Raw genomic sequence first — 24,087 nt, forward strand, 5'->3', positions numbered from 1 at the left:
CTCAGTGGATCTCGCCGTGGCAGCACATCGGCGGCTCGGGCGGATTCACCGCGTCGTTCAAGCGCGGTAGCTCCTCGAGCCGCACGAACGTGAACCCCGCCGCGCGCACGCGCTCGAGCAGCTCGGGCAGCACCGCCGCGGTGTACGGCATCACGTCGTGGAGGAGGACGATCCCACCGTCCTCCTCCTCGAGACGCGCGAGCAGGAATCCGATCATGTCGTCGAGGTACTGCGGCGGGATCCACGTCGCGCGGCTGGCCTCGCAGCGACCTTCTTCGTCGAAGCACCAGTCCGCCACGTCGATGTCGAACCCCGCGACTGCCATCCCGAACGCCTCGGGCGCGCGCGTCTCCCGGCAATTCGCCGAGCCGTAGGGAAATCGGTAATAGCGCGGGAAATAACAAGGGTCGCCGAGCGACGCGCGAATCGCCTCGTTCGTCTCGTGCACCTCCGACTCGAGCTCTTCGACGCTCAGCATCAGCGAGTCGGGATGCGTGTACGAGTGATTCGCGACGTCGAAGAGCGGGTCCGCGTGGATCTCGCGCAGCAGCTCGCGCTGTCGCGCGTCCTCGAGCATGCGGCCCACGACGAAGAAGGTCGCGGGCACGTCCGCGGCGCGCAGCGCGCCGAGGATCGCGGGCGTGGTGCGAGACGAAGGGCCGTCGTCGAACGTGATCGCGACGCGGCGTCCGTCGAGATCGTCCATCACCTCGAGGCCGCTGCACCACGAGCGCGCGGGTGGTGGCGGGTGGACCCAGGCCTCGCAGAGATCTTCGCCGGTCGAGCCGACGCTGCCGTCGTGCGTGTCGCTCGCGCCGGGCGATGGGCCCGCACACGCACCGAGCAGCGCAGAGAGCATGATCAGTCGGCCGACTGGATCGCTTCTTCGCCGGGTCGACCGTTCCATGACGCTCGCTCATGGGCGCCGGTCACCTCGCGGACAACCATGCGGTGAGCACGGCAGTCCCCATCGCGCGGGACAAGCGCTGCGCCCCGAGAGCGAGCGGCGCTCCGGCCGAAACACCCGCGAAATCGCGGCGATTGCGGTGCTCCGACCGAGGCACACATGTTGCCAATCGAGCGACACGAGCACTCGACGAGTCGCCGACGATCGCGTCGCGCCTCTGCCGACCTCACGAGGGCGAGAGCATGACCAGTCACCGGAGCTCCATCCACGCTGCCCTGAGGCTTCCGTTCGCCATCTTGTTCGCCACGCTCGGCGTGGCGGGATGCGCGAGCCCCACTTCCGATCTCGACTCGGACATCTGGGCACTCTCACGCGAGTACGCACGGCTCCGCGCGGCAGTGGAGCGCGGGAGCACGACGGCCGCGGACTTCCCACCGATCTTCGACGCGAGCGTCTGGGACATGGATCCTCGCGTCGGCAACGCGATCCAGGGCACGGAGCTCACGTTCGACGGCGGGCGGCGCCAGGGGATCCTCCAGCTCTTCGTGTTCAATACGCTGAACTTGAAGGCCTTCCTCGATCAGCAGGAAGCGCAGGTGCAGAACGACGTCTTCAGCGTGACGAGCGGCGTCGCGACGCGGACGCGCACCGCCCCTCGCGCGCGCTTCACGCAGACCGCGCGGCTCGTCGGCGGACAGGTCGTCTACACCGGCACGATCGTGTTCGACGGCGTGACGATCGTCTCGTTCACGCAGAACCTCACGACGACGTCGTTCGACGGCGAGTACCGCTCACCGGCCGATCGCGACACGCGCCATCGGATGATCGCGGTCCCGCTGCAGGGCGGCAATCGCATCGAGGGCAGTGCGTACGACCTGTTGAACGACGGGCGCGCGAATTACACGCACCTCGGCTTGTTCGGCACGGCGCGGGAGCCGCTCCGCCTGCTCGAGTTCACTCAGATCGATCGCGCGTTCGACGAGACCTCGCGCGACCTCGCGCGGAAGGTCACGGCGGCAGTCGCGGCAGCGGGCGGTGAAGCTGCGGGCGGAGGAGGAGGAGCGGGTGCGGGCGGCGGCGGTGCTGTCGACGCGGGCGTCGCCGGCGGCGGCGGTGCTGTCGACGCGGGCGTTGCCGTCGGCGGCGGAGGCGGTGGTGGAGGTGTCGACGTCGGCGCGGGACAGTTCCCGCCGCTCCTCGATCTGCGCTTCTTCCAGCTCGACATGGCGCGTGTCGGCAGCCCCGGGAATTCCGGTGCGATCTTCGGTATCGTGAACGCCGTCGCGCGGAACTCGACCGACGATCTCCAGCGCTTCATCGACGTCACGGTCCCGACGTTCGAGACCGACGCACGCGGCCGTCGCGTCGAGGTCCGCCGCACGCAGCTGGGCGGAGTCTCGTTCGAGTCGCGACAGACCTTCGCGGACGGCATCCAGGAGGCGGTGATCGTCGTCGCCGGCACGAAGCGCCTGCAGTTCGTCCGGAACCACACGACCGGCGCGTTCCGCGGGATCATCATCGCACCGTCGTTCGATCGCAGCGCGCCGATCGCCTCGATCGTGACGCCCAATGGCGACGGAACGTCGAATCACCTGATCATCGAAGATCTCGCGAACAATCTCACCAACGACTATCGCGGTGAGATTCGCGTCGACTCGCGCGCGCTCACCCCGCAGCGATTCGTGTTCTTCCAGCAGTTCAACGGCGGACTGGCGGCACAGCCGGAGTCCGCAGCGCTGGTGAGAGAGCTCGGATTCGTCGGAGTCGTGCGCGGCTTCTGAGGCGACGATCTCGAGAATGGTCTCGGGTGTCGTCGACTCGACACCCGAGGCCGTCGACTCACATCGCTTCCACCGGCGACGGACGCACTCGCAACATCGTCCCGATCACCGCGAGATAGACCTCGTCGGCCGCGCGCGACAGGCGCTGATGACACCAGCCCGTGTAGTCCTGGAAACGTCGCCCCAGCTCGGTCGGCGGGTGCACCGACATCCCGACCTCGTTGGTGACCAGGATCGACGTGAACGGCGCGGTCTTCAGCGCCGCAGTCAGCTCGTCGACGCGCGCGAGGATCGCCTCTCCGTCGTGGCCCGCGAGCATGAGGCTCGAGACGAAGAACGTCATGCAGTCGATGACCACCACGTCCGCGTCGCGGATCGCGCGCACCGCGCTCGCGAGCGCGATCGGCTCCTCCACGGTGCGGAAGTCCGGGCGCTCCGCGCGATGACGTTCGATCCGCGCCGCCATGTCGTCGTCGGTGATCTTCGCGGTCGCCACGAACACCCTCCGCTCACCGCGCTCTCGCGCCAGGCGCAGCGCGAAGCTGCTCTTCCCCGAGCGCGCACCACCACCGACGAGCACGATCCGTCCCTCGCTCATCTCCACTCCTCCCAGGCCATCCGGGCCACCGCGCGCACGCGTCCGTCGCGCACCTCGACGTCGAAGGGAACGCCGTAGACGTCCTCGAGCCGATCGGCGCGCAGCACGTCGACCGGTGTTCCGTCCGCGACGATCCGCGCGCCTTCTGCGCCGCCGTGGAGCAACACGCAGCGATCCACGTAGCTCGCGAGCGCGAGCTCGTGGATCACGCAGAGCGCGGCCGTCCCGCGCGCCGACTCGCGTCGCAGCGCGCCGAGCACCTCGGCTCGATGTCGCACGTCGAGGTGCGCGAGCGGCTCGTCGAGGAGGAGCACCTCGGGCTCCTGGGCGAGCGCGCGCGCGAGCGCGACGCGCTGGCGCTCGCCGCCCGAGAGCTCACCGATCCTGCGCTGCGCGAGGGCTGCGGTCCCCGTCGCATCGAGGGCGCGGGCGATCGCCGCGCGGTCGCGGAGCCCGAGCGCGGCGCCGAAGAGCCCTTGGTGCGGCAAGCGCCCCAGCGCGACGACGTCGTGCACCGTGAACTCGGACGGCAGCGGCTCGCTCTGCCCGACGTACGCGAGCGTGCGGGCTCGCGGCGCGCGCACGATCACCTCGCCCGCGCTCGGCCGGAGCACGCCGGCGAGCGCGCGCACCAGCGTGCTCTTGCCGACCGCGTTGGGGCCGATCAGCGCGACCAGCTCACCGCGCGCGATCTCGAGATCGATCCCGGCGAGCACACGCCGGACGCCGTACCGGACGTCGAGCGCGCGACACGCGATCACCGCGCTCATCGCGCCCTCAGCACGAGCAGCACGAAGGGCCCCCCGACGAGCGTGAGCACGATGCCGACCGGGAGCTCCGCGGGTCGCACGATCGTGCGCGCACCGAGGTCGGCGAGCACCAGCAGCAGCGCGCCGCAGAGCGCCGATGCGGGGACCAGCGCGCGGTGGGTCGGCGAAATCAGCCGTCGCGCGACGTGCGGCGCGACGAGCCCGACGAACCCGATCACGCCGACGTACGCGATCGACGCGCTGGTCGCGAGGGTCGCGGCGGCGAGGGTGATCCGCCGGGTCGCGACGACCCGCACGCCGAGCGTCTCGGCGGTGTCGTCGCCGAGCTGCAGCGCATCGAGCGGACGCGCGACGAGCATCAACGCGGCGAGCGACACGACGACGTAGGGCGCGAGCTCGCCCACCTGTCGCCAGCTCGCGAGCGCGAGGTTGCCGAGCGTCCACGTGATCACCGCGCGCAGCCGCTCCCCTTCGCGCAGGAGCAGGAACGTCGTGATCGCCGCGAGCATGTTGCCCACGACGACACCCGCGAGGATCAGCGACTCGCTGCCGCGCGAGCGAGCCCGCGCGAGCATCGCGGTGAGCAGCACCGCGCCGAGCCCACCCGCGAACGCGCAGAGCGGCACGATCGATCCCGGCGACACCGCGCCCGCGGCGGCGAGATCGGCAGGGAGCTCGCCGGAGAGCTCGAAGCCGAGGATCGCGCCGAGCCCCGCGCCGCTGCCCGCGCCGAGCAGGTAGGGATCGGCGAGCGGATTGCGGAACACTGCCTGGGTCCCCGCCCCCGAGGCGCCGAGACACGCGCCGACCAGCGCCGACATCGCGACGCGCGGCAGACGCACCGACCACACGACGTGCGCGAGGCCCGCATCGGCGCCGCCGTCGAGCACCGCGCCGAGCACGACGTCGATCGGGATCGTGACGGTGCCGATGCTCGCCGCGATCACGAGCGCCGACGCGAGCAGCGCGATCCCGATCACGATCGCGGAGACCTCGCGCCGCGTCATCGCGCCATCTCCGATCGCTCGGCGAGCTCGGGGTGGATGATCTCGAGCAACACCCCCAGCCCCTCGTCGATCCGGGTGCCGGCGCGCACGATCACGTCGCGCTCGGCATCCGCGAGCGCGCGCACGCGCCCGCTCCGGACCGCGGTGATGCTCGACCATCCGGGGCGTGCCCGGGCCTCGTCGAGCGAGAGCCCGATCACGACCTCGGGATCGCGCATCACGATCTCCTCGAGCGCGAGCCGAGGGAACTCGCCGAGAGCCTCCGGTGCGATCGTCGCGCCGCCGGCGCGCGCGATCATCTCGCCGATGAACGACTGCGGTCCCACCGAGTACGGCGTGGGATCGACCTCGAAGTAGACGCGCACGCGTCGAGCTCCGTGCGCCCTCGCCGCGACCCGCGCGATCCGGTCGCGCAGCTCGCGCGCGATCCGTTCGCCCTCGCTCGCACGACCGACGAGCCGCGCGATCGCGTCGAGCACCTCGAACACCTCGTCGTAGCGCTGCGCGCTCCCGGCCCACACCGGCAGGCCCGCCTGCTCGAGCACCCCCGCTTGCGTCCCGTACTCCGCGGCGATCACGAGGTCCGGCTGCAGCGCAGCGACCGCCTCGACGTTGGGCTCGAGCCCGCCGAGATCGGGCAGTGCCTCGATCTCCGGCGAGCCCGTGCTGTACGTGTCGCGGCCCACGATCCGATCGCCGACCCCGAGCGCGACCAGGGTCTCGGTGTGCGACGCGAGCAGGCTCACGATGCGCGTCGCCGGCCGCGCGAGCCGCACGGTCCGGCCTCGCTCGTCCTCGATCGAGATCGTGTCTCCGGTCGGCTCGCGAGCGGGCGCACCGCACGCCGCGAGCGCGAGGCAGGTCGAGATCAGGATGAGCGCGCGCTGCATGGGTCTCAGAGGCGCGCGATGTGACGCACCGGCAGTGCGAGATCGGTCGCGAGCTCGATCGCGTCCATCTCCGACCACGTCCCGTCCTCGCCACGCACGAATCGCCGCAGGCCGCGCGATGCGTCGGGCACGAGCGCGAGGTCCTCCGCACCGTCGAAGAGCGGTGAGCCCAGCTCGAAGGGCCCGGCCGAGCTCGCGATCTCCACCGCGCTCCCGGTCGCGAGATCGATCTCGAAGAGCCGATCGGGCGTCGCGGGATCGAACGCGCCCCACTCGAACGCGAGCACACGATCCGCGTCGACGTGCACCACGCCCTGCGACGCGACCGGGAGCTGCTCGTCGTCGCCGAAGCGCAGCGTGCGGGTGATCTCCACGTGCCCATCGACGAGCTCGACCACGGCGATCCCCGCGGTCGCGCGCTTGCCGGCCATGTCGCCGAATCCCGCGCATCCCACGATCGCGCGCTCGCCCGCGGGCACCACGCGCGCACAGTCGTGCAGTCCCTCGAGCTCGATCAGGCGCGTCTCGCCGGTCGCGATCGTGACCTCGGCGATCGCGCCCGGCCCGGCTCCGTCGAACGCCACGGTGAGCCGCGCGAGCCCGACCACGAGCACGTCGCCGAGCCGCACGATCGACGAGGGACGCGCGAACGCGGTCGCGCTCGTTCCGTCGGCGCCCGCCACCTCGACGTCGTACTGCGAGAGACCGATCCGCATCCCGCGTCGGGTCATCGTCGAGGGATCGATCGCGTAGAGATCGTTGCCGCGCTCGAGCTCGGGCGCCGCCGGATCGAGGTTCGGCTCGAAGCGCGAGATCCACGCGAGATCGTCGGCGATGAGCGCGACGTCGTGGGGGTTCGACGACCAACCGCTCTCGCCCTCGCCCGCGTCGTGGGTGCGCACCTGACCGAGCACCTCGCCGCTCGGCACCTCGATGCGCGTGAGCACGTCGGTGCGGAACCGATCGAGCAGCCACAGCGTCCCGTCGCCGAGGCCCGCGCTCGGGATCGCGACGTCGCCAGAGAGCGCGGCGACGAGCCCCGGCGTCTCGGTGCCCGAGGTCACCCAGCGCTCGTCGACCGCGGTCCCGTCGGCGCGCACCATCGCGATCGCGGTGCTCGTGTAGTCGCTGAGCACGACCGCGTATGCCGGCTCCTCCGAGAGAGGCACGATGCCCCCCGGCTCCGAGCCTCCGCCGCACCCGATCACCAGCACCGCCGCGAGCCCGATCCCACGTCGCATCACAGATCTCCTTGGATGTCGGCCTGCGCGACGAAGCGCCGGCCGGGAAGAGGAAGGCCGAGGAAGTCCTGGCCACGCGCGTCGAGCACGTCGCGCAGCGCGCACGAGATCCCGATCGCGCCGAAGAGCTCCACGCGCGCGCCCACGTCGATCCACGTGCGCTCGGCGATCACGACGAGGTTCGCGGGGTCGACCGCGTTGGCCGCGGAGTACGTCGCGCTCGTGAAGCCCGAGAGCACGACGCCGGGCCCGAGCGCGGGCCCCGTGCTCGCCTCGATGCGCGCGAAGCCCTGCCACTGCGGGCGGAACGGGAGCAGCCGCCCGAGCCCGTCGCGCGCATCGAGGAACGTGAGCGCGCCCTCGAGCCTCAGGTGATCGAGCGCGCGCAGATCGAGCCCGACCTCGAGCCCCGCGATCGTCGCGCTCGCCACGTTCTCGGCGATCGCCGTGTACTGCGCAGTGCGTCGATACCGAATCAGCGACTCCGCGAGCGACACGAACCCGCGCAGCTCGCCGTCGATCTCGAGCCCCGGCGCGATGCGCTCCTGCAGCGTCACGCCGGCATCGATCGAGGTCGCGCGCTCGGGCTCGAGGCGCACGTTCGCCACCAGCGTCGCGCGATCGCCGAAGAGCTCGACCATCGACGGGATCCGCGTGCCGTGCGCGATCGACGCGGAGACCGCGAGCCCTGCGATCGGCGCGATCGCCGCGCCGAGCCGGAACGTCGGCGCGATCACCTCGACGCTGCGCGCGAGCCGCGAGACGAGCTCGATCTGCTCGAGCGTCGCGTCGGTCCACTCGAGGCGCACCGAGGGCCGCAGCGCGATGCGCACGCGATCGATGCGTGGATCGATCGCGCCCTCGATCACCGCGACGAGCCCGTCGCGATGCGAGTCGCCGAGCGACGTGCGCACCAGGGGATCGTCGGGCTCGAGCCGATCGTGACGCGCGGTGAGCAGCGCCCGCAGCGCGAATTCGCGCACCGGCGACCACGTGCCCGCGACCCGGCCGAAGGCGCGGAGCTGTCGATCGTCGCTCGCGTGCTGACCGGTGCCGAGCTCGTTGATCGGATCGAGGAACGCCGCGCGCCCGTACCAACCGCCGCCCATCACCTCGAGCGAGAGCGCGTGCCCCGCGACGTTCCCTCCGAGCCGATACGCGACACTGCCCGCGTAGCGATCGAGCGTCCGCCGTGCGTCGCTCGCGAGCTGCGATCCCGCGCCGGGCACCCCGGACGCGCGGCTGACCCAGAGCATCACCGCTTCGAGCTCGCCCTCGTCGAGCGGCACCTCGAGGTGCAAGAGCCCGCTCGCGCCGCGCGTGCGCGCGTTGCGCCGCGTGCGCTCGCGATCGTCGGTGGGGTCGAGCCGCGTGCCGCCGTCGTCGAGGAACGGATAGTCGTTGTCGGCGGTGTCGAACGACACCGCGACGAGCGACGCGAGCCGCCCGCTGCGCACCGCGCCCCATGCCCTCGCGATCGCGGTGTCGAACGAGCCGTACGCGAGCGACGCGCCGGCACCACGACCTTCGGCGCGCGAAGGGACGAGACGGATCACGCCGCCGATCGCACCCTCGCCCAGCATCGCCGGCGCACCGCCGCGATAGACCTCGATCGCCGCGATCGATCCGAGATCGAGCACCCCGAGATCGAACGCGCCGAGATCGGGCCCGGTGAGCGGGAGATCGCCGAGCATCACCGTCGAGTGCGCGACGTCCGCGCCGCGCAAGCTGAGCCCGAGCGAGTGGCCGAGCCCGCCGGTCCCGAGCGCACGCGCGCCGGGCACGCGCGCGATCACCTCGCGCAGCGACTCGCCGCTCGTCGGCTCGACCTCGACCCGCGTGCCCGACGCGGTGGGATCGAGCGGTGCGCGCGCCGCGATCGGTCGCTCGACCTCGGCACGCGCGCGGAACGTGTGCTCGTCCTGCGCATGCACGACGCCCGTCGCGATCGCGCACCACGCGATCGACACCACGAGCCACCACGCGAGCATCCGCCGCACGACCGCCACGCGACCTCCGAGGCGACGCGCGAGCGCGCGCCACCGGTGCGCGGACCCGCCCTCGAGGTCCGAGGCACGTCGTGCGATGGAGGCACGACACCAACGGCAGGTCTTCGGGCTCGCAGGCGCGGGCCGAGGTCGGCCCACCTACTGGTCGCGCCTTCCCGCGCGTGGAGAACGCGCAGTGGTCGTCGCGACGGTCGTTCCTGCACACCGCTGCGGGGCAGCCCCGGAATCTCACCGGGTTCCCTCGGGGCGATCGGTCACTCCGATCGCACCGCTGGCGGGCCGGACCGTGCGCGAGCGAAGCGTCGATGTCAAACGCGCGGACGTGCCGTTGCGCGGAGGAGCGCCGACATCACGCCCGCCGCGATCAGCAGTCCGGCGAGCGCGGTCGTCCAGGTCAGGCTCTCACCGGCGAGCGCAGCGCCGAGGAGCACCGCGACGATCGGGTTCACGTACGCGTAGCTCATCGCGACCGCGGGGCGCGCGTTCCGCAACAGCCACGCGTACGCGGTGAAGCCGACGAGCGATCCGAACACGACGAGGTGCGCCCACGCGATCACCGATCGCCACTCGATCTCGGACGGCACGCGCTCGCCGGTCGCCGCGCTCAGCGCGAGCAGGCAGGCGCCTCCGGCCATCATCTGCGCCGCGGTCGCGGCGAGCCCGACGCCGTGCGCGCGCGCGTGGCTCCGCGCCCACAACGATCCGCTCGCGAAGCCGACCGGCGCGAGCACGATCATCAGCCCGTCGAGGCCCGCCGACGCGAGCGGCGATCCGAGCGCGAGCAGCGCGACACCGCCGATCCCGAGCACCATCCCGATCACCTCGGCACGCTGCGGGCGATCCCCGCGCACCGCCGAGAGCCCCGCCGCGATCAGCGGCGTGGTCGCGCACACGACCGCCGCGAGGCCCGACGGCACGGTGCGCTCGGCCGCCGCGACGAAGCCGTTGCCCACGCCGAAGAGCAGCGCGCCGATCGGCAGCGCGACGATCCAGGTGCGCCGCGACGGCCACGCCTCGCCGCGCGCCCGCGCCACTGCGAGGAGGACGAGACCGGCACACGCGAAGCGCAGGCCGGCCTGGCCCCAGGGCGGCAGCGACTCGACCGCGACGCGCATCGCGAGATAGGTCGATCCCCAGATCAGGTAGATGGCGAGCAGCGCGAGCGCGATGCGGCGATCGAAGGTGGATCGATCGCCCGAGGGCGCGGCAGCGAGGGACATCGACGACGTGGCGCTCATGGCCCTTGGGATGCGCCTCGCGAGAGCACCAGCACAGATGCAGGAAGTCCTCGCCTCGACCAGTACAGCTCCGTTCTGTACCGTGGAGGCGCGCGGCGATCTGTACCGGTCGATCCCGCGGTCGAGCATCACACTCGGAGAGAGCGACGATGGGACGGGCGAAGGAGGACGCGTTCCTCTACGAGAAGATCGCCGACGAGCTCGGCGAGATGATCGCGCGCGGTGCGCTGCGACCCGGCGAGCGGCTGCCGAGCGTGCGCCGGATGAGCGAGGAGCGCGGCGTCAGCGTCGCGACCGTCGTCGCCGCGTACCAGCTGCTCGAGCACCGCGGCGCCGCCGAGCCCCGCCCCAAGTCGGGCCACTTCGTGCGCGCCCGCGCGGGAGCCGACACCCCCGTGCCGACGACCGCACGGCGCGCGCCCGCGCCGACGCGCGTGTCGATCCACGCCGACGCCGACGATCTGATCCAGGTGATGCTGCAGGCGCGGCGCGGTCAGGTGCCGCTCGGTTGCGCGTACGTCGCGACCGAGCTCCTGCCGCTGCGGAAGCTGAACGCGATCCTCGCGCAGGTCGCGCGCGAGGGCGGTGGCCCGGGCGGCGAGTACGCCGATCTGCGCGGCTCGCTCCAGCTGCGCCGGCAGCTCGCGCGGCGCGCGGTGCGCTGGGGCGTCGCGCTCGAGCCCGACGAGCTCGTCACCACGCTCGGCGCGACCGACGCGCTCAACCTCGCGCTCGCCTCGGTGACGCGACCGGGCGACGTGATCGCGCTCGAGTCGCCGACCTACTTCGCGTTCATGCGCATGCTCGAGCACCACGGTCTGCGCGCGATCGAGATCCCCACCGATCCGCAGACCGGCCTCGATCTCGACGCGCTCGACGACGCGCTGCGCAGGGCGCCGGTGCGCGCGGTGCTGTGCTCGCCGAACTTCCAGAACCCGCTCGGCGCGCGCATGCCCGACGAGCAGAAGGAGCGCCTCGTGAAGATGGTCGCGCGCCGCGGCGTCGCGCTGATCGAGGACGACGTGTACGGCGATCTCGCGCACGACGGATCGCGACCGCGCGCCGCGAAGTCGTTCGATCGCGACGGCTCGGTGCTGCTCGTCGGATCGATGTCGAAGACGCTCGCGCCGGGATATCGCGTGGGGTGGCTCGCGCCCGGGCGCTGGGACGAAGCGGTCGTGCGCAAGAAGTCGGCGATGACGCTGGCATGCCCGACCCCGACCGAGATGGCGGTCGCGGAGCTGCTCGACGAGGGCGGCTACGATCGTCACCTGCGCAGGCTGCGGCGCGCGATCGCCGATCAGTGCGCGCGCTACCGCGAGGCGATCGCGCGATCGTTCCCCGAGGGCACGCGGGTGTCGCGACCGCAGGGCGGGTTCGTGCTGTGGGTCGAGCTCCCGCAGGGAACGAGCGGGATCGCGCTGCAGGCCGAGGCGCTCGAGCGCGGCATCGCGATCGCGCCGGGGCCGATCTTCTCGGCGCGCCAGCGCTTCCAGAGCTGCATCCGGATCAGCACCGGCTTTCCGTTCTCGCCGCGGATCGAGCGCGCGATCGCGACGCTCGGAAAGATCGCGGAGGAGCTCGCCCCGAAGCGCGCGGCGTGATCGCGTCGAGCAGATGGGTTGGCCGCGCGTCGCGGATCTGCTGCGCGCGGCCGAACCTCGCGACTCGGCGTGAGCTACGGATACTGGACGACGTACGACACGTTGTTGCTCGGGCTCGCGGCGCCGCCGGTGCCGTTGATCACGTGCGCGATGGTGCCAGTCCCTCCGAGCGACACCGAGACCATGTGGTGGAATCGCACGCCCGGCGTATTCGGCACCTCGAACGAGCGCTCGAGGACGACGCTCGGGTTGCTGCTGAAGAAGCAGTAGCTTCCGAGCCCCCACGCCTCGTGCGTCGTGACTCCGTCCGCGACCTTGTAGGCGGCGAAGCCTCGGACACCGCCGTTCATCCAGCTCGCCTGATTGGGCACGTCGTACGGAATCTCGTTCTGATAGAAGTACGTGCGACCGCGCTCACCGTTCCAGATGGTCTGATATCGCTGATAGTGCTCCACGAAGAGGCCGTACATCGTCACGTCGTCGCCATTGACGATCAGGCCCGTCGCACCGGTGTTGAGATCCCAGCCGATCCCGTAGGTGTGGTCGCCTCGCCAGACCCAGAAGTGGTCGCCGATCACGTCGTCGCTGTTGACCTCGACGCTCACCTCGGCGCGACCCACCGCGGCGCCGCCGACGCGGAAGTACACGTCGTGGAGCGACGTCGGATTGGCCGAGTGATCCGCCGAGCTGCCGGGCGGCCCGACCTGCAGGAGGATCGGCGAGCTGACCTCGCCCGCGTCGAAGAGGATGCCCGCGATCTTCACGCCGTCGACGTCGGCGATCGTCATCGCGATGCTCCCGCCGTCGGGAATGAACGTCGCGAGCCCGAGGCCCAGCACGACGGTGTTCGCGCGGGTGACGCGGATCGGCTCGCTCAGGTGATAGATGCCCGGCGTGACGAGGAGGTGCCGGCCCGCGGCGAGCGCCGCATTGATCGTCGCCGCGGTGTCCACCCCTTCACGCGCGATGTGGAACTCGGAGAGCGGAATCGACGTGCCCGCGGCGCTCCCCGTCTGCCAGCTCGTCCCTCGCGTGTTCGTGCGCAGCGCGGGCACGAACACCGAGTAGTGGCCCAGCGCATCACGCACCAGGAACGGCTTCTCGCGCAGCACCGGGCTCTCGTCCACCACGGTGTAGGGCGGATTCGGATAGTTGTTCGCGCCCGCCGGCGCATTGACGACGCCGACGAACACCATGTTCCAGTTGCGGCCGGTCCAACTGCCCATCTGCGTGTTCCGGGTCAGCCACTGCTGCTGGGAGCCCGACGCGACCTGTCCGTCGATCAGCGAGTCGGCGAGGAATCCACCGCTCGACCAACCTCCGTCGTCGAGCACCAGCCCGCCACGCACGTGGACGCGCCGCAGCGCCGCCGCTTGCGAGACCGCCCATCGATTCGTGCCTCCCGCCGGCTCGATCGCGAAGTTCTCGGCGCCGCGCCAGAAATTCTGGGTCGCATTGCCGTCGAACCAATCGGCCTCGGCGCGCACCGCGCCACGGATCGTGACCTCGTCGGGCGACGCGCCGAGACCGATCACGTGGGTGTAGTACCCGACGTTCACGTCGACGTCGTAGGTGCCGGGCGCGAACAAGAACGCATATCGCGAGTCACCGAACTGATTGTCTTCCATCTCGTCGAAGATGCGATTCACACGACTCTGGATGTCCGCTGCCGACATCGACGGATCGAAGGCGAGCACGTTGGGACCGAAGTCCGGCGTCTCGGTCGCCGGCGGGCCCATCGGATGCAGGAAGAAGATCTCCCAGCCCGCGACCTCCATGCGGTCGGCGATCAGCGCCGCGCCCTCGTTGAGGTCCGCCGAGACGTAGCGATCGTTGGTCACCGACTGCAGCGCGATGCCGCCGTTGTCCTGGGGGAACCGGCGGAACTGCGACGCAGGCGAGACCTCCGCGCCACGGGCCACGAGCCGCGCGTTCGCGTCGACCTCGACGTAGAGGCCGTTCACCACCGCGCGCAGCGAGATGGTCCCGTTCGCGTTCTCGACGATCTCGAGCTCCTCCGAGGCGCGCGCCGTGGTCTGGCTCGCTGCCAGCGCGTCCGCCCCGGTCGCGCCGGCGGAGACCACGCGGTAGTTCGCCATCGCGGTCAGGTACCAGCTGTCGGGCTCGACGGGAGGGACACCACCGTCGGTCTCGGGAGGAATCGTCGCGTCGATCCCCGGGCGGCTCGCGTCGATGCTCGTGCCTGCATCGGTGGCGGGGTCGGTGCCCGCGTCGGGCTCTGGAGGTGTGCCCACGTGGCCCGAGCCGTTGCAGCCCGCGAGCACGACGAGGAACGCAGCGAAACGAAACCGGAGCTGTCCCATGACGCCAAGGAGGGACCCAGCGGGTGCTTTCGGGTCACGGACGCGGCCCGCGGCCTCGTTTGAGCCGCACGATCGCGCGGCCATCTACCGGAGCATGGGCACGCTCGCCGCTCTGCTCGTCGCCACGCCGGTCTGGGGCTTCGCGCTCCAGCCACCGCTCGCGATGAACGCGATCGCGCCCGAGATCGCCGCGCAGCTCGCGGCGACGGCGGACCCCGAGCTCGCGCTCGCGCCGCGCGAGGACCCTCTCCAGCAGGAGAAGATCCAGTGGACCCGCGCGATCGTCTTCTCGACGGCGCTCGCCATGGCGACGACCGCGGTGATCGGTGCGATCCAATTCGCCGACGAGTACGGCTTCCACGACAGCTACTACGACACCGCGTGCGCGCAGGGCACCGGCGTGTTCGATCGCTGCGGCGAGGAGGTCCCGTGGCAGCACGCGGTCGCCGCGGGCATCACCGCAGGCGGCCTGATCTTCGCGACGCTGAAGTCGTTCTTCATCGACTTCGACGGCGTCGCGCGCGTCGACTCGGACTGGCGGATCTACGAGACGACCCGCTGGGTCGCGCTCGGCATGGGCGTCGTGCAGGCGATCGCGGGCGTGCTCATCTCGAACGCGGTGCGCTTCGGCTGGGCCGATCAGGTCGAGGACTTCGACACGCTGCAGGCCCTCGCGATCGGCCACCTCGCGTTCGGCGCCGCGACGCTCGGGGTCCAGGTCGCGAACTCGATCCTGCTGTTCTGATCACCCCTCCCGACGAGCATGCGGCAAGCGTGCCCGCTCGTCGCGCGCCGCTCGTACTTTCGGCCGATCCGCGCGGCGATCGGGTTCGCTAGAGTGCTCGACGTGTGGAGCGAGCTGCGTGCGCTGTGGAGCGAGCCGGGCCCCGAACGACGGTCCGAGCGCTCGTGGTGGGATCGGATCCTCGTCGTCGTCCTCGCGGCCATCGCGATCAGCGAGGGGCTCCTGCGCGACGACCTCGCGATGCGACCGCTGCAGATCGCGTTCGCCCTCACGCTGGTGGCCACGCTGTGGTTCCGACGAACGTACCCGCTGGGCGCGATCGCGGTCGCGTTCGGGCTCTCGATCGCGGTCTCGACCGCGGTCCTGCTGCTTCGCTCGCCCGCGATCGAGCCGTACACCGGCACCTGCATCCTGCTCCTGCCCTACTCGCTCCTCCGCTGGGGCTCGGGGCGTGAGATCGCAGTCGGGCTCGCGTTCCTCGTGGCCGCCTATGCGTCCTCGGCGATGCGCGGTGAGATCCACGGAATCGGCGATGCGATCGGCGTCGCCGTCGTGCTGCTCTTCCCGGGCGCGCTCGGTGCGTCGGTCCGATTCCGCGCCGCCGGGCACCGGCGCGAGCTCGAGCACACGAAGCTCCGCGAGCGAGAGCAGCTCGCGCGCGAGCTCCACGACACGGTCGCGCACCACGTGACCGCGATCGTCATCCAGGCCCAAGCGGGGCGCGCCGTCCTCGCCGCTCGACCCGATGCCGCGGCGAAGGCGCTGCAGGCGATCGAGGGCGAAGCCACGCGCACGCTCGCCGAGCTGCGCGCGATCGTCGGTGCGCTCCGCGACGACGAGGCCGCTGCGCTCGCACCACAAGGACGCATCGCCGACATCGAGCAGCTCGCGCGGAGCACCGGAGCTTCGCCCACCGTCGAGGTCGAGCTCGCCGGTGATCTCACCGGCCTCCGACCCTCGGTCGAGTCCGCGCTGTATCGGCTCGCGCAGGAGTCGATCACCAACGCCGTGAAGCACGCGCGACGAGCGAGCCGCATCCGCGTGCGCGTCGCGGCCGAGGGCTCGGTCGTGCGCCTGACGGTGTGCGACGATGGCGAGACACCGTCGGCGCACCGCAACGCGGGCTTCGGGCTCGTCGGAATGGCCGAGCGCGCCGCGCTCCTCGGCGGGACGCTCGAGGCGGGTCCGAGCACCGCCGGAGGGTGGCGCGTCGATGCCGCGCTCCCGCGGAACGGAGGCGTGCAGTGACGATTCGAGTGCTCGTGGCCGACGATCAGGAGCTCGTGCGAACGGGGCTCCGGATGATCCTCGAGGCCCAGCCCGGCATCGAAGTCGTCGGTGAGGCGGCCGACGGCGCGCGCGCGGTGCAGCTCGCGCAGCAGCTGCGCCCCGATGTGTGCCTGTTCGACATCCGAATGCCGCGCATGGATGGAATCGAGGCCACGCGACGACTTGCGGGCCGCGGCGTGAGCGACCCACTCGCGATCATCGTCATCACGACGTTCGATCTCGACGAGTACGTCTATGGCGCGCTCAAGGCAGGTGCGCGCGGTTTCCTCCTCAAGGACGCCGGCCCCGAGCTGCTCGTGCAGGCCATTCGCGCTGCCGCGAGCGGCGATGCGCTCATCGCGCCCCGCGTGACGGCCCGATTGCTCCAGCAATTCGCCGATCTCGACACGTCGACCGCTCCGCTGCAGCCGGTCGAGGCGCTGACCGAGCGCGAGGAAGAAGTGCTCCTCACCGTCGCGCGGGGCCGGACCAACGAGGAGATCGCGCAGGAGCTCCACATCAGCCTGAGCACGGTGAAGAGCCACCTCGCGAGCCTGATGGGGAAGATCGGCGCGAGGAATCGAGTCGAGATCGCGGTCTGGGCGTACGAGACGAAGCGCGTCGGGCGCTGACGACCTGCCGGAGTGCTCGTCCCGCAGGTCCCGGACGGGAGCGCGCGAAGCGCGCGGACGGCAGGGCCGGCGGGCGAGCCGATTTTTCGACAGTGTTCGACTGTGTTGCTGGCTCGCGGACCGATCGCCACGAGCTCGTACTTTCGGCCGAGCGCGAAATGGCCGTTCGAACGATGTTCGCACTCGTACGCGCCGCACATGATGGCGGTGCATGGCGACCCACCGACTCGCGATCACCCCGACCCGTGACTCCATCGCTCGACCCGACTGGCTGATTCCTGCGGCGCTCATCGCGCTCTCGGCGATTCCGACCCTCGCGGGGATGCTGCGACTCTTCGGGCTCGCGGGAGGCACGCCCACGCTCGCCGATCACGCGCGCTTCGCCGCGCAGCCACTCCCGGTCGTCCTCCACATCGTCGGCGCGACCGGCTTCGCGGTCCTCGGTGCGCTGCAGTTCTCTCCCGCGCTCCGCCGTCGTCCCTGGCACCGCGCATCGGGCTGGGCACTGGCCCCGCTCGGGATCCTGGGCGCGCTCTCGGGGATGTGGCTCACGCAGAGCCTCGCGCCCACGGAGCACGACTCGCCGGCGCTCACTGCGATGCGGCTCGCGGCGGGCGGAGCGATGAGCGTGTTCCTGCTCCTCGGGCTGCTCGCATCGCGCCGCCGGGACTTCGCCGCACACGGGCGATGGATGACGCGCGCCTACGCGCTCGGAGTCGCCGCCGGCACCCAAGCGTTCACGCTGATCCCCCTCGGCGCGCTCTTGTCGTGGGACGCGGGCCTCGACGCGCTGGCGATGGGCTCCGGGTGGGCGATCAACATCGTCGTGGCGGAGTGGGTCATTCGCCGCCGCGCTCCCGCGGAACGACACGAGTCGATGACTGCGGTCGTCCACGAGCGCTACGGAGGCCCCGAGCTCCTGCGCATCGCGCGGGTCCGTCGGCCCGAGCCCACGGCGGGACAGGTGCTGATCCGCGTCCACGCGTCGTCGCTCAACGCGATGGACCATCGCCTGATGCGCGCGAATCCATTCCTCGTCCGACTGCAGAATGGATTCCTGCGCCCGACCCGTCCGATCCTCGGCGCCGACGTGGCGGGAGTGGTCGCCGCGATCGGGCCGGGAGTCACTCGCTTCGCGGTCGGAGACGAAGTGTTCGGAGAGGCTTTCTTCGCCGAAGGCCTCGGCGCCTTCGCGGAGTACGTGTGCGTGCGCGAGCAGGCGATCGTCGCAAAGCCGGCGAGCATCGAATTCATCGAGGCGGCGGCGCTCCCGCTCGCCAGCGTCACGGCCCTCCAAGCGATTCGCGAGCGCGCGAAGGTGCAGCCGGGACACGCGGTGTTGATCCACGGCGCGGGTGGCGGAGTCGGCACGTTCCTCGTCCAGATCGCGAAGGCCTACGGCGCGCACGTGACCGCGGTGTGTGGCCCCGGCAGCGTCGAGCTCGTCCGCTCGCTCGGCGCGGATCGTGTCCTCGACTACACGCGTGACGACTTCACCGCCGAAGACCGACGCTACGACGCGATCTTCGGTGTGAACGGGTTCCGCCCGCTCACCGACTACCGCGACCACCTGCGTCCGGGTGGCACCTACGTGATGATCGGTGGGACCAACCGTCAGATCTTCGAGGCAATGCTCCTCGGAAAGGCTCGCTTCGCCGCCGGAGATCGGAAGATCGAAGTCCTGACCATCGACGACACGCTGCGCGCGAGCGACCTCGAGGAGGTGCGTGCCCTGTGGATCCAGGGGCGCTTGCGCGTCGTGATCGACCGCGTGTTCCCGCTCGAGCACGCCGTCGAGGCATTTCGATACGCCGAGCGCGGGCACGTCCGAGGCAAAGTCGTGCTCCGCGTCGAATGATCGATCCGACCCGTGCCGGCTCGACCATGTAGGATCGCCGCTCATGGCCGCTCCGATCGCCGAGCATGCGTCGCACCCGCCGACGAAGAGTCGCCTCTACCTCATCGTCCTCGCCGCGATCGCCGCGGGCGCGCTCCTCGGCTGGATCGCGCCCTCGACGGGCGAGGCGATGAAGCCGCTCGGCGACACCTTCATCCGCATCGTGAAGATGCTGATCGCGCCGATCATCTTCTGCACCGTCGCGACCGGCATCGCGAGCGCCGGCGATCTCCGCAAGGTCGGCCGAGTCGGGCTCAAGGCGCTCGTCTACTTCGAGGTGATGACGACCGTCGCGCTCCTGATCGGGCTCGGCGTCGTGCACCTCCTCCGACCCGGCGCGGGCATCCACGCGCAGGTCGAGACGCTCGACGCCGGCGCGGTCACGCAGGTGACGCACGGGCGGGAGGCCCAGGGCATCGTCGATCACCTCGTGAACGTGATCCCCGAGAGCTTCGTCGGCGCGTTCGTCGAGGGCGAGATCCTCCAGGTCCTCTTCGTCGCAGTGCTCACCGGGCTCGCGCTCGCGAGCCTGGGACGCCGCGGACGCGGTGCCACGCTCGCGCTCGAGCACGCCGCACGCGCGCTCTTCAAGATGATCGGGCTCGTGATGTTGCTCGCGCCGATCGGTGCGTTCGGCGCGATGGCCTACACGGTCGGGCACTTCGGCCTCGGCAGCCTCGGCAACCTCGTCACGCTGATGATCGGGTTCTATGCGACTGCGCTGCTCTTCGTGCTCATCGGGCTCGGCGCGGTCTGCGCGATGTGCGGTGTCTCGATCTTCGCGCTGCTCCGATTCCTGAAGGAGGAGCTGCTCATCGTGCTCGGCACCTCGTCGTCGGAGACGGTGCTCCCGCGACTGATGGACAAGCTCGAGCACCTCGGCTGCGCGCCCGCGATCGTGCGCCTCGTCATCCCGACCGGCTATTCGTTCAACCTCGACGGGACGAGCATCTATCTGACGATGGCCGCGATCTTCGTCGCGCAGGCGCTCGACGTCCCGCTCTCGCTCGGCGACGAGCTCGCGCTGCTCGGCGTCCTCCTCCTCACGTCGAAGGGCGCCGCCGCCGTGACCGGCGGCGGCTTCGTCACGCTCGCAGCGACGCTCCAGACCACCCACGCGATCCCGGTCGCGGGCCTCTCGCTGCTCCTCGGGATCGATCGCTTCATGTCCGAGGCGCGCGCGCTCACGAACATGATCGGCAATTCGGTCGCGACGATCGTCGTCGCGCGCTGGGAGGGCTCGTTCGATCGCGCTCGCGCCGCCGACGTCCTCGCAGGCCGGAAGCACCACGCGAATCCGCCGGCCCCCGACGCACACTGACGCGCAGCGCGGATCACCAGCGTTTGTAGGGAAGGAACTTGCCTTCCATCGTGATCTTCACGCGATCGCCCTTCGGATCTTCGACCTTCTCGATGTGCATCGTGAAGTCGATCGCGCTCATGATCCCTTCGCCGAATTTCTCCTGGATGAGATCCTTCAGCGGCAGTCCGTACACCCGCACGATCTCGTAGAACCGATAGATCAGCGGGTCGGTCGGCACCGGTGGCCCGAGTCGCTCGCCCTTGAGCGGATAAACCGAGATCGCGTCGGCGAGGTCGGTGCCGAGGCCGAGCACCTCGGCGATCCGCTTCGCGACGTCGGGCGGCGCGGAGGCCTCGCCGTAGAGCACGGATGCGAGCCAGACCTCCGACATCCCGATCTGCGCCGAGAGCTCGGCCCACGTGAGCTTCTTCGCGCGCTTCGCGGCGAGCGCCGCGTTCGACATCTCGATCTTGTCCATTCGTCTCGTCCCTCCGCCCGCAGCCTCGACGTGGCGATGCGATCGTCGGGACGGTACGCGCGCGCTCTTTCGATCCCGTTTCGGCGCGATGAAATGCGCGCGCTCCGTGCGTGCTGCTACTCCGCCCCGGCGCGGACGACTCGACCACCACGAATCGCCGGAGACCGGCCCATGACGACCGCCTCCTCGCGTCGGATCGAGCGCAGCTCGTGATAAGGCCGCACCTGGACCACGGGCGTTCGATTGATGCCCTCGATGATCCCATCCCAGACGCCGGTGTAGAGCCCCTCGAGATCACTTCGATCGTGAGCGGTCATCCGACTGTCCGAGCCGTAGTTCATGATCGTGAACTTGTGGTGCTTCCCGAAGATCTCCGAGGGCCACGCGGTCTCGCTCACCTTCGCGAAGAAGTGGCGCAGACCGAAGACGTGGCCGATCTCGTGCGCGAACGTCTCGATGATCTCCTCCTCGGTCTGCTTGAAGAGGATCGGATAGAGGTCGAGCGTGTGACGGCCTCCATCGGGGAAGAAGGCCGACGCGAGGACGCATCCGCCATCGTCGCAGTCGTCGGCGTGCGCCATGCGGATCTGGAAGTCCCAGACGTCGTTCGTCCTCTTGAACGTGACCGGAGCAGCATCTCCCCACGCGAGAATGCCGCGCGCGAACATTCCCTCGATCGCCTCCTTGGCTGCCCCGGGATTCTCGAAATATCCCATCGAGGCCTCGTGGAAGCGCCAGTGGAGCACGACGTTCGGACCCCATAGCGGAATGAAACCATCCGTCGCGTGGATCACGAGCTCGTCGGGCGTCTTGCCCCCAGGCGTGGCGTATCCGCGCGAGTCGGTGGCACAGCGCCACTTCTTGTCGCCGGGTCCGTAGACGTGCGTGTCTCGCTCTGCGACCTCGAACGGATTGCCCGGCGCGCGCGGCGCGAGCGCGTCACGCAATCCACCATTGGTCGGATTCGCCTTCTTGCCCATACTCCCTCCATCGACTCGTGACGTCCGCTCGAAACGGCGGATCGCACACGACGACGGCGATATCGGCCCGACACCGCACCTCGCGCATCGCCCCGCGGGGCGACGAAGAATCGCGCTGCGGCCCGACTCCCCGCGGCCCGACTCCCCGCGGCCCGACTCCCCGCGGCCCGACTCCCCGCGGCCCGACTCCCCGCGACACGGCGCCGCGCCCTACTCCTCGCGATTCCGAGGGAGGAGCTGCACCGGCACGTCGGGAACGGGATGCGGCTCCCTCGCCTCGGGATCGGGCACCGGCGCTGCGGCCACCAGCTGCAGCGGCACCACGCCCGCCCAGTACGGCAGGTTCATGTCGTCGGGATCGTCGATGGGCCCCCCCGAGCGGGTCTTCGCGGACGCGTGCTCGATCTCCACGGCGATCACCTTCGTCGCGTCGAGCTCCCAGTCGTACGGCGCGCGCGTCTGGCGGCTGCGATCGCGCCCGAACCGATCGACGAGCAGGATCATCGCCGTGATCTTCTCCTCACGATCGTCGACGATGCGCGCCTTCCCGGTGAGCACGACCGAGCGGTAGTTCATCGAGTGGTGGAACGCGCTCCGCGCCAGCACGAGCCCGTCGAGGAGCGTCACGGTGATCGAGAACGGTGCACCGCCGACCAGCGCCTCGAGCGAGCGATTGGCGATCGCGCCGTGCACGTAGAGCGTCTCTCCGTCCCGCGCGAACGTAGTCGGCATCGCGATCACGTGCTGACCGACCGAGCACGCGAGATGGCACAGCAGCGCTTCGTCGAGGATCGCGTGCACGACGTCGCGGTCGTAGCTGCCGCGCTCGGGGTGGCGCTTGATCCGGGTCGCATCGGAGATGGGATAGGCGTCGCTCATGAGGACCACTGTGGGCGTGACTGGATGGTCGCATCCGTCCAGAATGCGCGTGAGGACACCTCCAGTTGTCGCGCCAGAGCGAACGCCTCGCCCTCGATCCCGACGAGCTCCGGCGCACCCAGGGCCCGAGCCTCGCCGCGCGCATCGCCAACCTGTTGGTCAGCGAGATCCGCCGCGGGCGACTGCGCCCCGGGCAGCGGCTGCCCGGCACGCGCACCCTCGCCACCGCGCTCGACGTGGAGCGCGACACGGTCGTGCGCGCGTTCGCCGAGCTCGCCGCGGAGGGCTGGCTCGCGAGCCGCCCTCAGTCCGGCACCTTCGTCGCCGGGGAGCTCCCCGAGCGCACGATCCGTCGTCCCTCGACCGCGCGCACCGCGGTGCCCGAGCACGCCGCGTTCTCACGCCCTCCGCTCGTGGTCTCGGGCCTCGACGCGCTCCCGCCCGGCACCGTGTTCCTCGGTGGCGGCGTGCCCGACGTGCGCCTCGTCCCGCGCGAGGCCCTCGCGCGCGCGCATCGCCGCATCCTCCGCACCTCGCCGCGCACGCGCCTCGACTACGGCGATGCCCGCGGCGAGCGCACGCTGCGCCGCGCCCTCGCCGAGATGCTCGGCGAGCAACGCGCGATCGCCACCGACGAAGACGGCATCCTGATCACACACGGCAGTCAGCACGCGATCGATCTCGTCGCGCGCGTGCTCGTGCGCCCCGGTGATCGTGTCGCGCTGGAGGACCCGGGTTATCCGCCGGTGCGCCAGACGTTCCGGCTCTCCGGCGCGTCACTGGTGCCGATTCCCGTCGACGCGCGCGGGCTCGACGTCGCCGCGCTCGAGCGCGCGTGTGACGAGGCGCCGATCCGCGCGATCTACGTCACTCCCCACCACCAATATCCGACGATGGTCGTGATGGCGCCCGAGCGACGCCAGGCGCTGCTCGCGCTCGCGCGCCGGCGTCGATTCGCGATCATCGAGGACGACTACGACCACGAGTTCCACTTCGAGGGTCGCCCGGTGCTGCCGATCGCGAGCGCCGATGCGCACGGCTCGGTGGTGTACGTCGGCTCGCTCTCGAAGATGCTCGCGCCGGGCCTCCGTCTCGGCTTCGTCGTCCCGCCGCGCGACGTCCTCGACGACCTCGTGCAGGTGCGGTTCGCCTCCGATCGCCAAGGCGACCACGCGAAGGAAGCCGCGGTGGCAGCGCTGATCGACGACGGCGAGCTCGCGCGCCACGTGCGTCGAGTGCGACGCGTCTACCTCGCGCGCCGCGACGTGCTGCGGGACGCGCTGCACGAGGCATTCGGCGAGCGCATCCACATCGAAGAGCGCTCGGGCGGGCTCGCGCTGTGGGCGAAGCTCGAGCCCGGTGTCGAGCGCATCCGCGAGCGCGCACTGTCACGCGGAGTGATGTTCTACGTCGGACGCGACTTCACGTTCGATGGCCGCAGCATCCCGTTCGCGCGCTTCGGCTTCGGCTCCCTCGACGAGCGCGAGCTCAAGCGCGCAGTGGGAGTCGTGGCGCGCGCCGCGCGTCGTCGATGA

Annotated in this window: 20 protein-coding genes and 1 riboswitch; of the genes, 8 read left to right on the top strand and 12 right to left on the bottom strand. The window is 70.8% G+C overall.

What is annotated here, in order from left to right; all coding sequences use genetic code 11:
- Window position 1: 1 nt before the first annotated feature.
- On the bottom strand, window positions 2-859 hold the full coding sequence (locus tag I5071_RS25035) for a polysaccharide deacetylase family protein (protein ID WP_236515345.1): 858 nt from the start codon (window positions 857-859) through the stop codon (window positions 2-4).
- A gap of 59 nt (window positions 860-918) precedes the next feature.
- Here I5071_RS25035 and I5071_RS25040 point away from each other — a divergent pair, with 59 nt between their 5' ends.
- A complete protein-coding gene (locus tag I5071_RS25040) occupies window positions 919-2,688 on the top strand; it encodes a hypothetical protein (RefSeq protein ID WP_236515346.1) in 1,770 nt (589 codons plus the stop codon).
- Between the two features lie 58 nt (window positions 2,689-2,746).
- On the opposite strand, the gene cobU is transcribed toward I5071_RS25040, so the two are convergent.
- The 7 genes from cobU to yedA all read right to left on the bottom strand — a co-directional run bounded on the left by cobU (window position 2,747) and on the right by yedA (window position 10,441).
- On the bottom strand, window positions 2,747-3,286 hold the full coding sequence (gene cobU, locus I5071_RS25045; RefSeq protein WP_236515347.1) for a bifunctional adenosylcobinamide kinase/adenosylcobinamide-phosphate guanylyltransferase: 540 nt from the start codon (window positions 3,284-3,286) through the stop codon (window positions 2,747-2,749).
- Window positions 3,283-4,056: an ABC transporter ATP-binding protein gene (locus I5071_RS25050; protein WP_236515348.1), complete on the bottom strand. Its 774-nt coding sequence runs from the start codon at window positions 4,054-4,056 to the stop codon at window positions 3,283-3,285. The genes cobU and I5071_RS25050 overlap by 4 nt, the downstream gene beginning before the upstream one ends.
- Window positions 4,053-5,063, bottom strand: a complete 1,011-nt coding sequence (locus I5071_RS25055; protein ID WP_236515349.1) for a FecCD family ABC transporter permease — start codon at window positions 5,061-5,063, stop codon at window positions 4,053-4,055. The genes I5071_RS25050 and I5071_RS25055 overlap by 4 nt, the downstream gene beginning before the upstream one ends.
- Window positions 5,060-5,953 (bottom strand): ABC transporter substrate-binding protein, encoded by an 894-nt coding sequence (locus I5071_RS25060; protein WP_236515350.1) that lies wholly within the window; start codon window positions 5,951-5,953, stop codon window positions 5,060-5,062. Before I5071_RS25060 ends, I5071_RS25055 begins: the two co-directional genes overlap by 4 nt.
- Before the next feature lie 5 nt (window positions 5,954-5,958).
- Window positions 5,959-7,194 (bottom strand): hypothetical protein, encoded by a 1,236-nt coding sequence (locus tag I5071_RS25065; protein ID WP_236515351.1) that lies wholly within the window; start codon window positions 7,192-7,194, stop codon window positions 5,959-5,961.
- Window positions 7,194-9,203 (bottom strand): TonB-dependent receptor plug domain-containing protein, encoded by a 2,010-nt coding sequence (locus I5071_RS25070; protein ID WP_236515352.1) that lies wholly within the window; start codon window positions 9,201-9,203, stop codon window positions 7,194-7,196. Before I5071_RS25070 ends, I5071_RS25065 begins: the two co-directional genes overlap by 1 nt.
- 77 nt (window positions 9,204-9,280) lie before the next feature.
- A riboswitch (cobalamin riboswitch) is annotated at window positions 9,281-9,491 on the bottom strand.
- Window positions 9,492-9,511: 20 nt separating this feature from the next.
- Window positions 9,512-10,441, bottom strand: a complete 930-nt coding sequence (gene yedA, locus I5071_RS25075) for a drug/metabolite exporter YedA (RefSeq protein ID WP_236515353.1) — start codon at window positions 10,439-10,441, stop codon at window positions 9,512-9,514.
- 149 nt (window positions 10,442-10,590) lie between these two features.
- Here yedA and I5071_RS25080 point away from each other — a divergent pair, with 149 nt between their 5' ends.
- Window positions 10,591-12,045 (top strand): PLP-dependent aminotransferase family protein, encoded by a 1,455-nt coding sequence (locus tag I5071_RS25080; protein WP_236515354.1) that lies wholly within the window; start codon window positions 10,591-10,593, stop codon window positions 12,043-12,045.
- A 74-nt stretch (window positions 12,046-12,119) separates the two neighbouring features.
- Here the strand turns inward: I5071_RS25080 and I5071_RS25085 are convergent, their stop codons facing one another.
- Complete coding sequence (locus I5071_RS25085; protein ID WP_236515355.1) at window positions 12,120-14,369, bottom strand: hypothetical protein; 2,250 nt, start codon at window positions 14,367-14,369, stop codon at window positions 12,120-12,122.
- Between the two features lie 94 nt (window positions 14,370-14,463).
- Between I5071_RS25085 and I5071_RS25090 the strand changes: the two genes are divergently transcribed.
- From I5071_RS25090 to dctA, 5 genes are all read left to right on the top strand, one after another.
- Window positions 14,464-15,114, top strand: a complete 651-nt coding sequence (locus I5071_RS25090) for a hypothetical protein (RefSeq protein ID WP_236515356.1) — start codon at window positions 14,464-14,466, stop codon at window positions 15,112-15,114.
- 102 nt (window positions 15,115-15,216) lie between these two features.
- A complete protein-coding gene (locus I5071_RS25095) occupies window positions 15,217-16,362 on the top strand; it encodes a sensor histidine kinase (protein WP_236515357.1) in 1,146 nt (381 codons plus the stop codon).
- On the top strand, window positions 16,359-17,015 hold the full coding sequence (locus I5071_RS25100) for a response regulator (RefSeq protein ID WP_236515358.1): 657 nt from the start codon (window positions 16,359-16,361) through the stop codon (window positions 17,013-17,015). The genes I5071_RS25095 and I5071_RS25100 overlap by 4 nt, the downstream gene beginning before the upstream one ends.
- 211 nt (window positions 17,016-17,226) lie before the next feature.
- The gene (locus I5071_RS25105) at window positions 17,227-18,873 is read left to right on the top strand and encodes a zinc-binding dehydrogenase (RefSeq protein WP_236515359.1); all 1,647 of its coding nucleotides are present in this window, start codon (window positions 17,227-17,229) and stop codon (window positions 18,871-18,873) included.
- 43 nt (window positions 18,874-18,916) lie between these two features.
- Window positions 18,917-20,233 (top strand): C4-dicarboxylate transporter DctA, encoded by a 1,317-nt coding sequence (gene dctA, locus I5071_RS25110; RefSeq protein WP_236515360.1) that lies wholly within the window; start codon window positions 18,917-18,919, stop codon window positions 20,231-20,233.
- Between the two features lie 13 nt (window positions 20,234-20,246).
- On the opposite strand, the gene cynS is transcribed toward dctA, so the two are convergent.
- The 3 genes from cynS to I5071_RS25125 form a co-directional block, all read right to left on the bottom strand.
- On the bottom strand, window positions 20,247-20,693 hold the full coding sequence (gene cynS, locus I5071_RS25115) for a cyanase (protein WP_236515361.1): 447 nt from the start codon (window positions 20,691-20,693) through the stop codon (window positions 20,247-20,249).
- A gap of 116 nt (window positions 20,694-20,809) precedes the next feature.
- A complete protein-coding gene (locus I5071_RS25120; RefSeq protein ID WP_236515362.1) occupies window positions 20,810-21,673 on the bottom strand; it encodes a matrixin family metalloprotease in 864 nt (287 codons plus the stop codon).
- Between the two features lie 210 nt (window positions 21,674-21,883).
- Window positions 21,884-22,552, bottom strand: coding sequence for a pyridoxamine 5'-phosphate oxidase family protein (locus I5071_RS25125; RefSeq protein ID WP_236515363.1), 669 nt, complete (start codon window positions 22,550-22,552; stop codon window positions 21,884-21,886).
- Window positions 22,553-22,617: 65 nt separating this feature from the next.
- Here I5071_RS25125 and I5071_RS25130 point away from each other — a divergent pair, with 65 nt between their 5' ends.
- On the top strand, window positions 22,618-24,087 hold the full coding sequence (locus tag I5071_RS25130; RefSeq protein WP_236515364.1) for a PLP-dependent aminotransferase family protein: 1,470 nt from the start codon (window positions 22,618-22,620) through the stop codon (window positions 24,085-24,087).

It is taken from the genome of Sandaracinus amylolyticus, assembly GCF_021631985.1.
Taxonomy (GTDB): Bacteria; Myxococcota_A; Polyangia; order Polyangiales; family Sandaracinaceae; genus Sandaracinus; species Sandaracinus amylolyticus_A.

Bases quoted from the DNA above. Each gene is read 5' to 3' on its own strand.
- dctA (WP_236515360.1), top strand. From the start codon at position 18,917: ATGGCCGCTCCGATCGCCGAGCATGCGTCGCACCCGCCGACGAAGAGT.
- I5071_RS25090 (WP_236515356.1), top strand. From the start codon at position 14,464: ATGGGCACGCTCGCCGCTCTGCTCGTCGCCACGCCGGTCTGGGGCTTC.
- I5071_RS25125 (WP_236515363.1), bottom strand. From the start codon at position 22,552: ATGAGCGACGCCTATCCCATCTCCGATGCGACCCGGATCAAGCGCCAC.
- I5071_RS25040 (WP_236515346.1), top strand. From the start codon at position 919: ATGGGCGCCGGTCACCTCGCGGACAACCATGCGGTGAGCACGGCAGTC.
- I5071_RS25065 (WP_236515351.1), bottom strand. From the start codon at position 7,194: ATGCGACGTGGGATCGGGCTCGCGGCGGTGCTGGTGATCGGGTGCGGC.
- I5071_RS25060 (WP_236515350.1), bottom strand. From the start codon at position 5,953: ATGCAGCGCGCGCTCATCCTGATCTCGACCTGCCTCGCGCTCGCGGCG.
- I5071_RS25085 (WP_236515355.1), bottom strand. From the start codon at position 14,369: ATGGGACAGCTCCGGTTTCGTTTCGCTGCGTTCCTCGTCGTGCTCGCG.
- I5071_RS25120 (WP_236515362.1), bottom strand. From the start codon at position 21,673: ATGGGCAAGAAGGCGAATCCGACCAATGGTGGATTGCGTGACGCGCTC.
- I5071_RS25035 (WP_236515345.1), bottom strand. From the start codon at position 859: ATGCTCTCTGCGCTGCTCGGTGCGTGTGCGGGCCCATCGCCCGGCGCG.
- yedA (WP_236515353.1), bottom strand. From the start codon at position 10,441: ATGAGCGCCACGTCGTCGATGTCCCTCGCTGCCGCGCCCTCGGGCGAT.
- cynS (WP_236515361.1), bottom strand. From the start codon at position 20,693: ATGGACAAGATCGAGATGTCGAACGCGGCGCTCGCCGCGAAGCGCGCG.
- I5071_RS25080 (WP_236515354.1), top strand. From the start codon at position 10,591: ATGGGACGGGCGAAGGAGGACGCGTTCCTCTACGAGAAGATCGCCGAC.
- I5071_RS25105 (WP_236515359.1), top strand. From the start codon at position 17,227: ATGGCGACCCACCGACTCGCGATCACCCCGACCCGTGACTCCATCGCT.
- cobU (WP_236515347.1), bottom strand. From the start codon at position 3,286: ATGAGCGAGGGACGGATCGTGCTCGTCGGTGGTGGTGCGCGCTCGGGG.
- I5071_RS25055 (WP_236515349.1), bottom strand. From the start codon at position 5,063: ATGACGCGGCGCGAGGTCTCCGCGATCGTGATCGGGATCGCGCTGCTC.
- I5071_RS25050 (WP_236515348.1), bottom strand. From the start codon at position 4,056: ATGAGCGCGGTGATCGCGTGTCGCGCGCTCGACGTCCGGTACGGCGTC.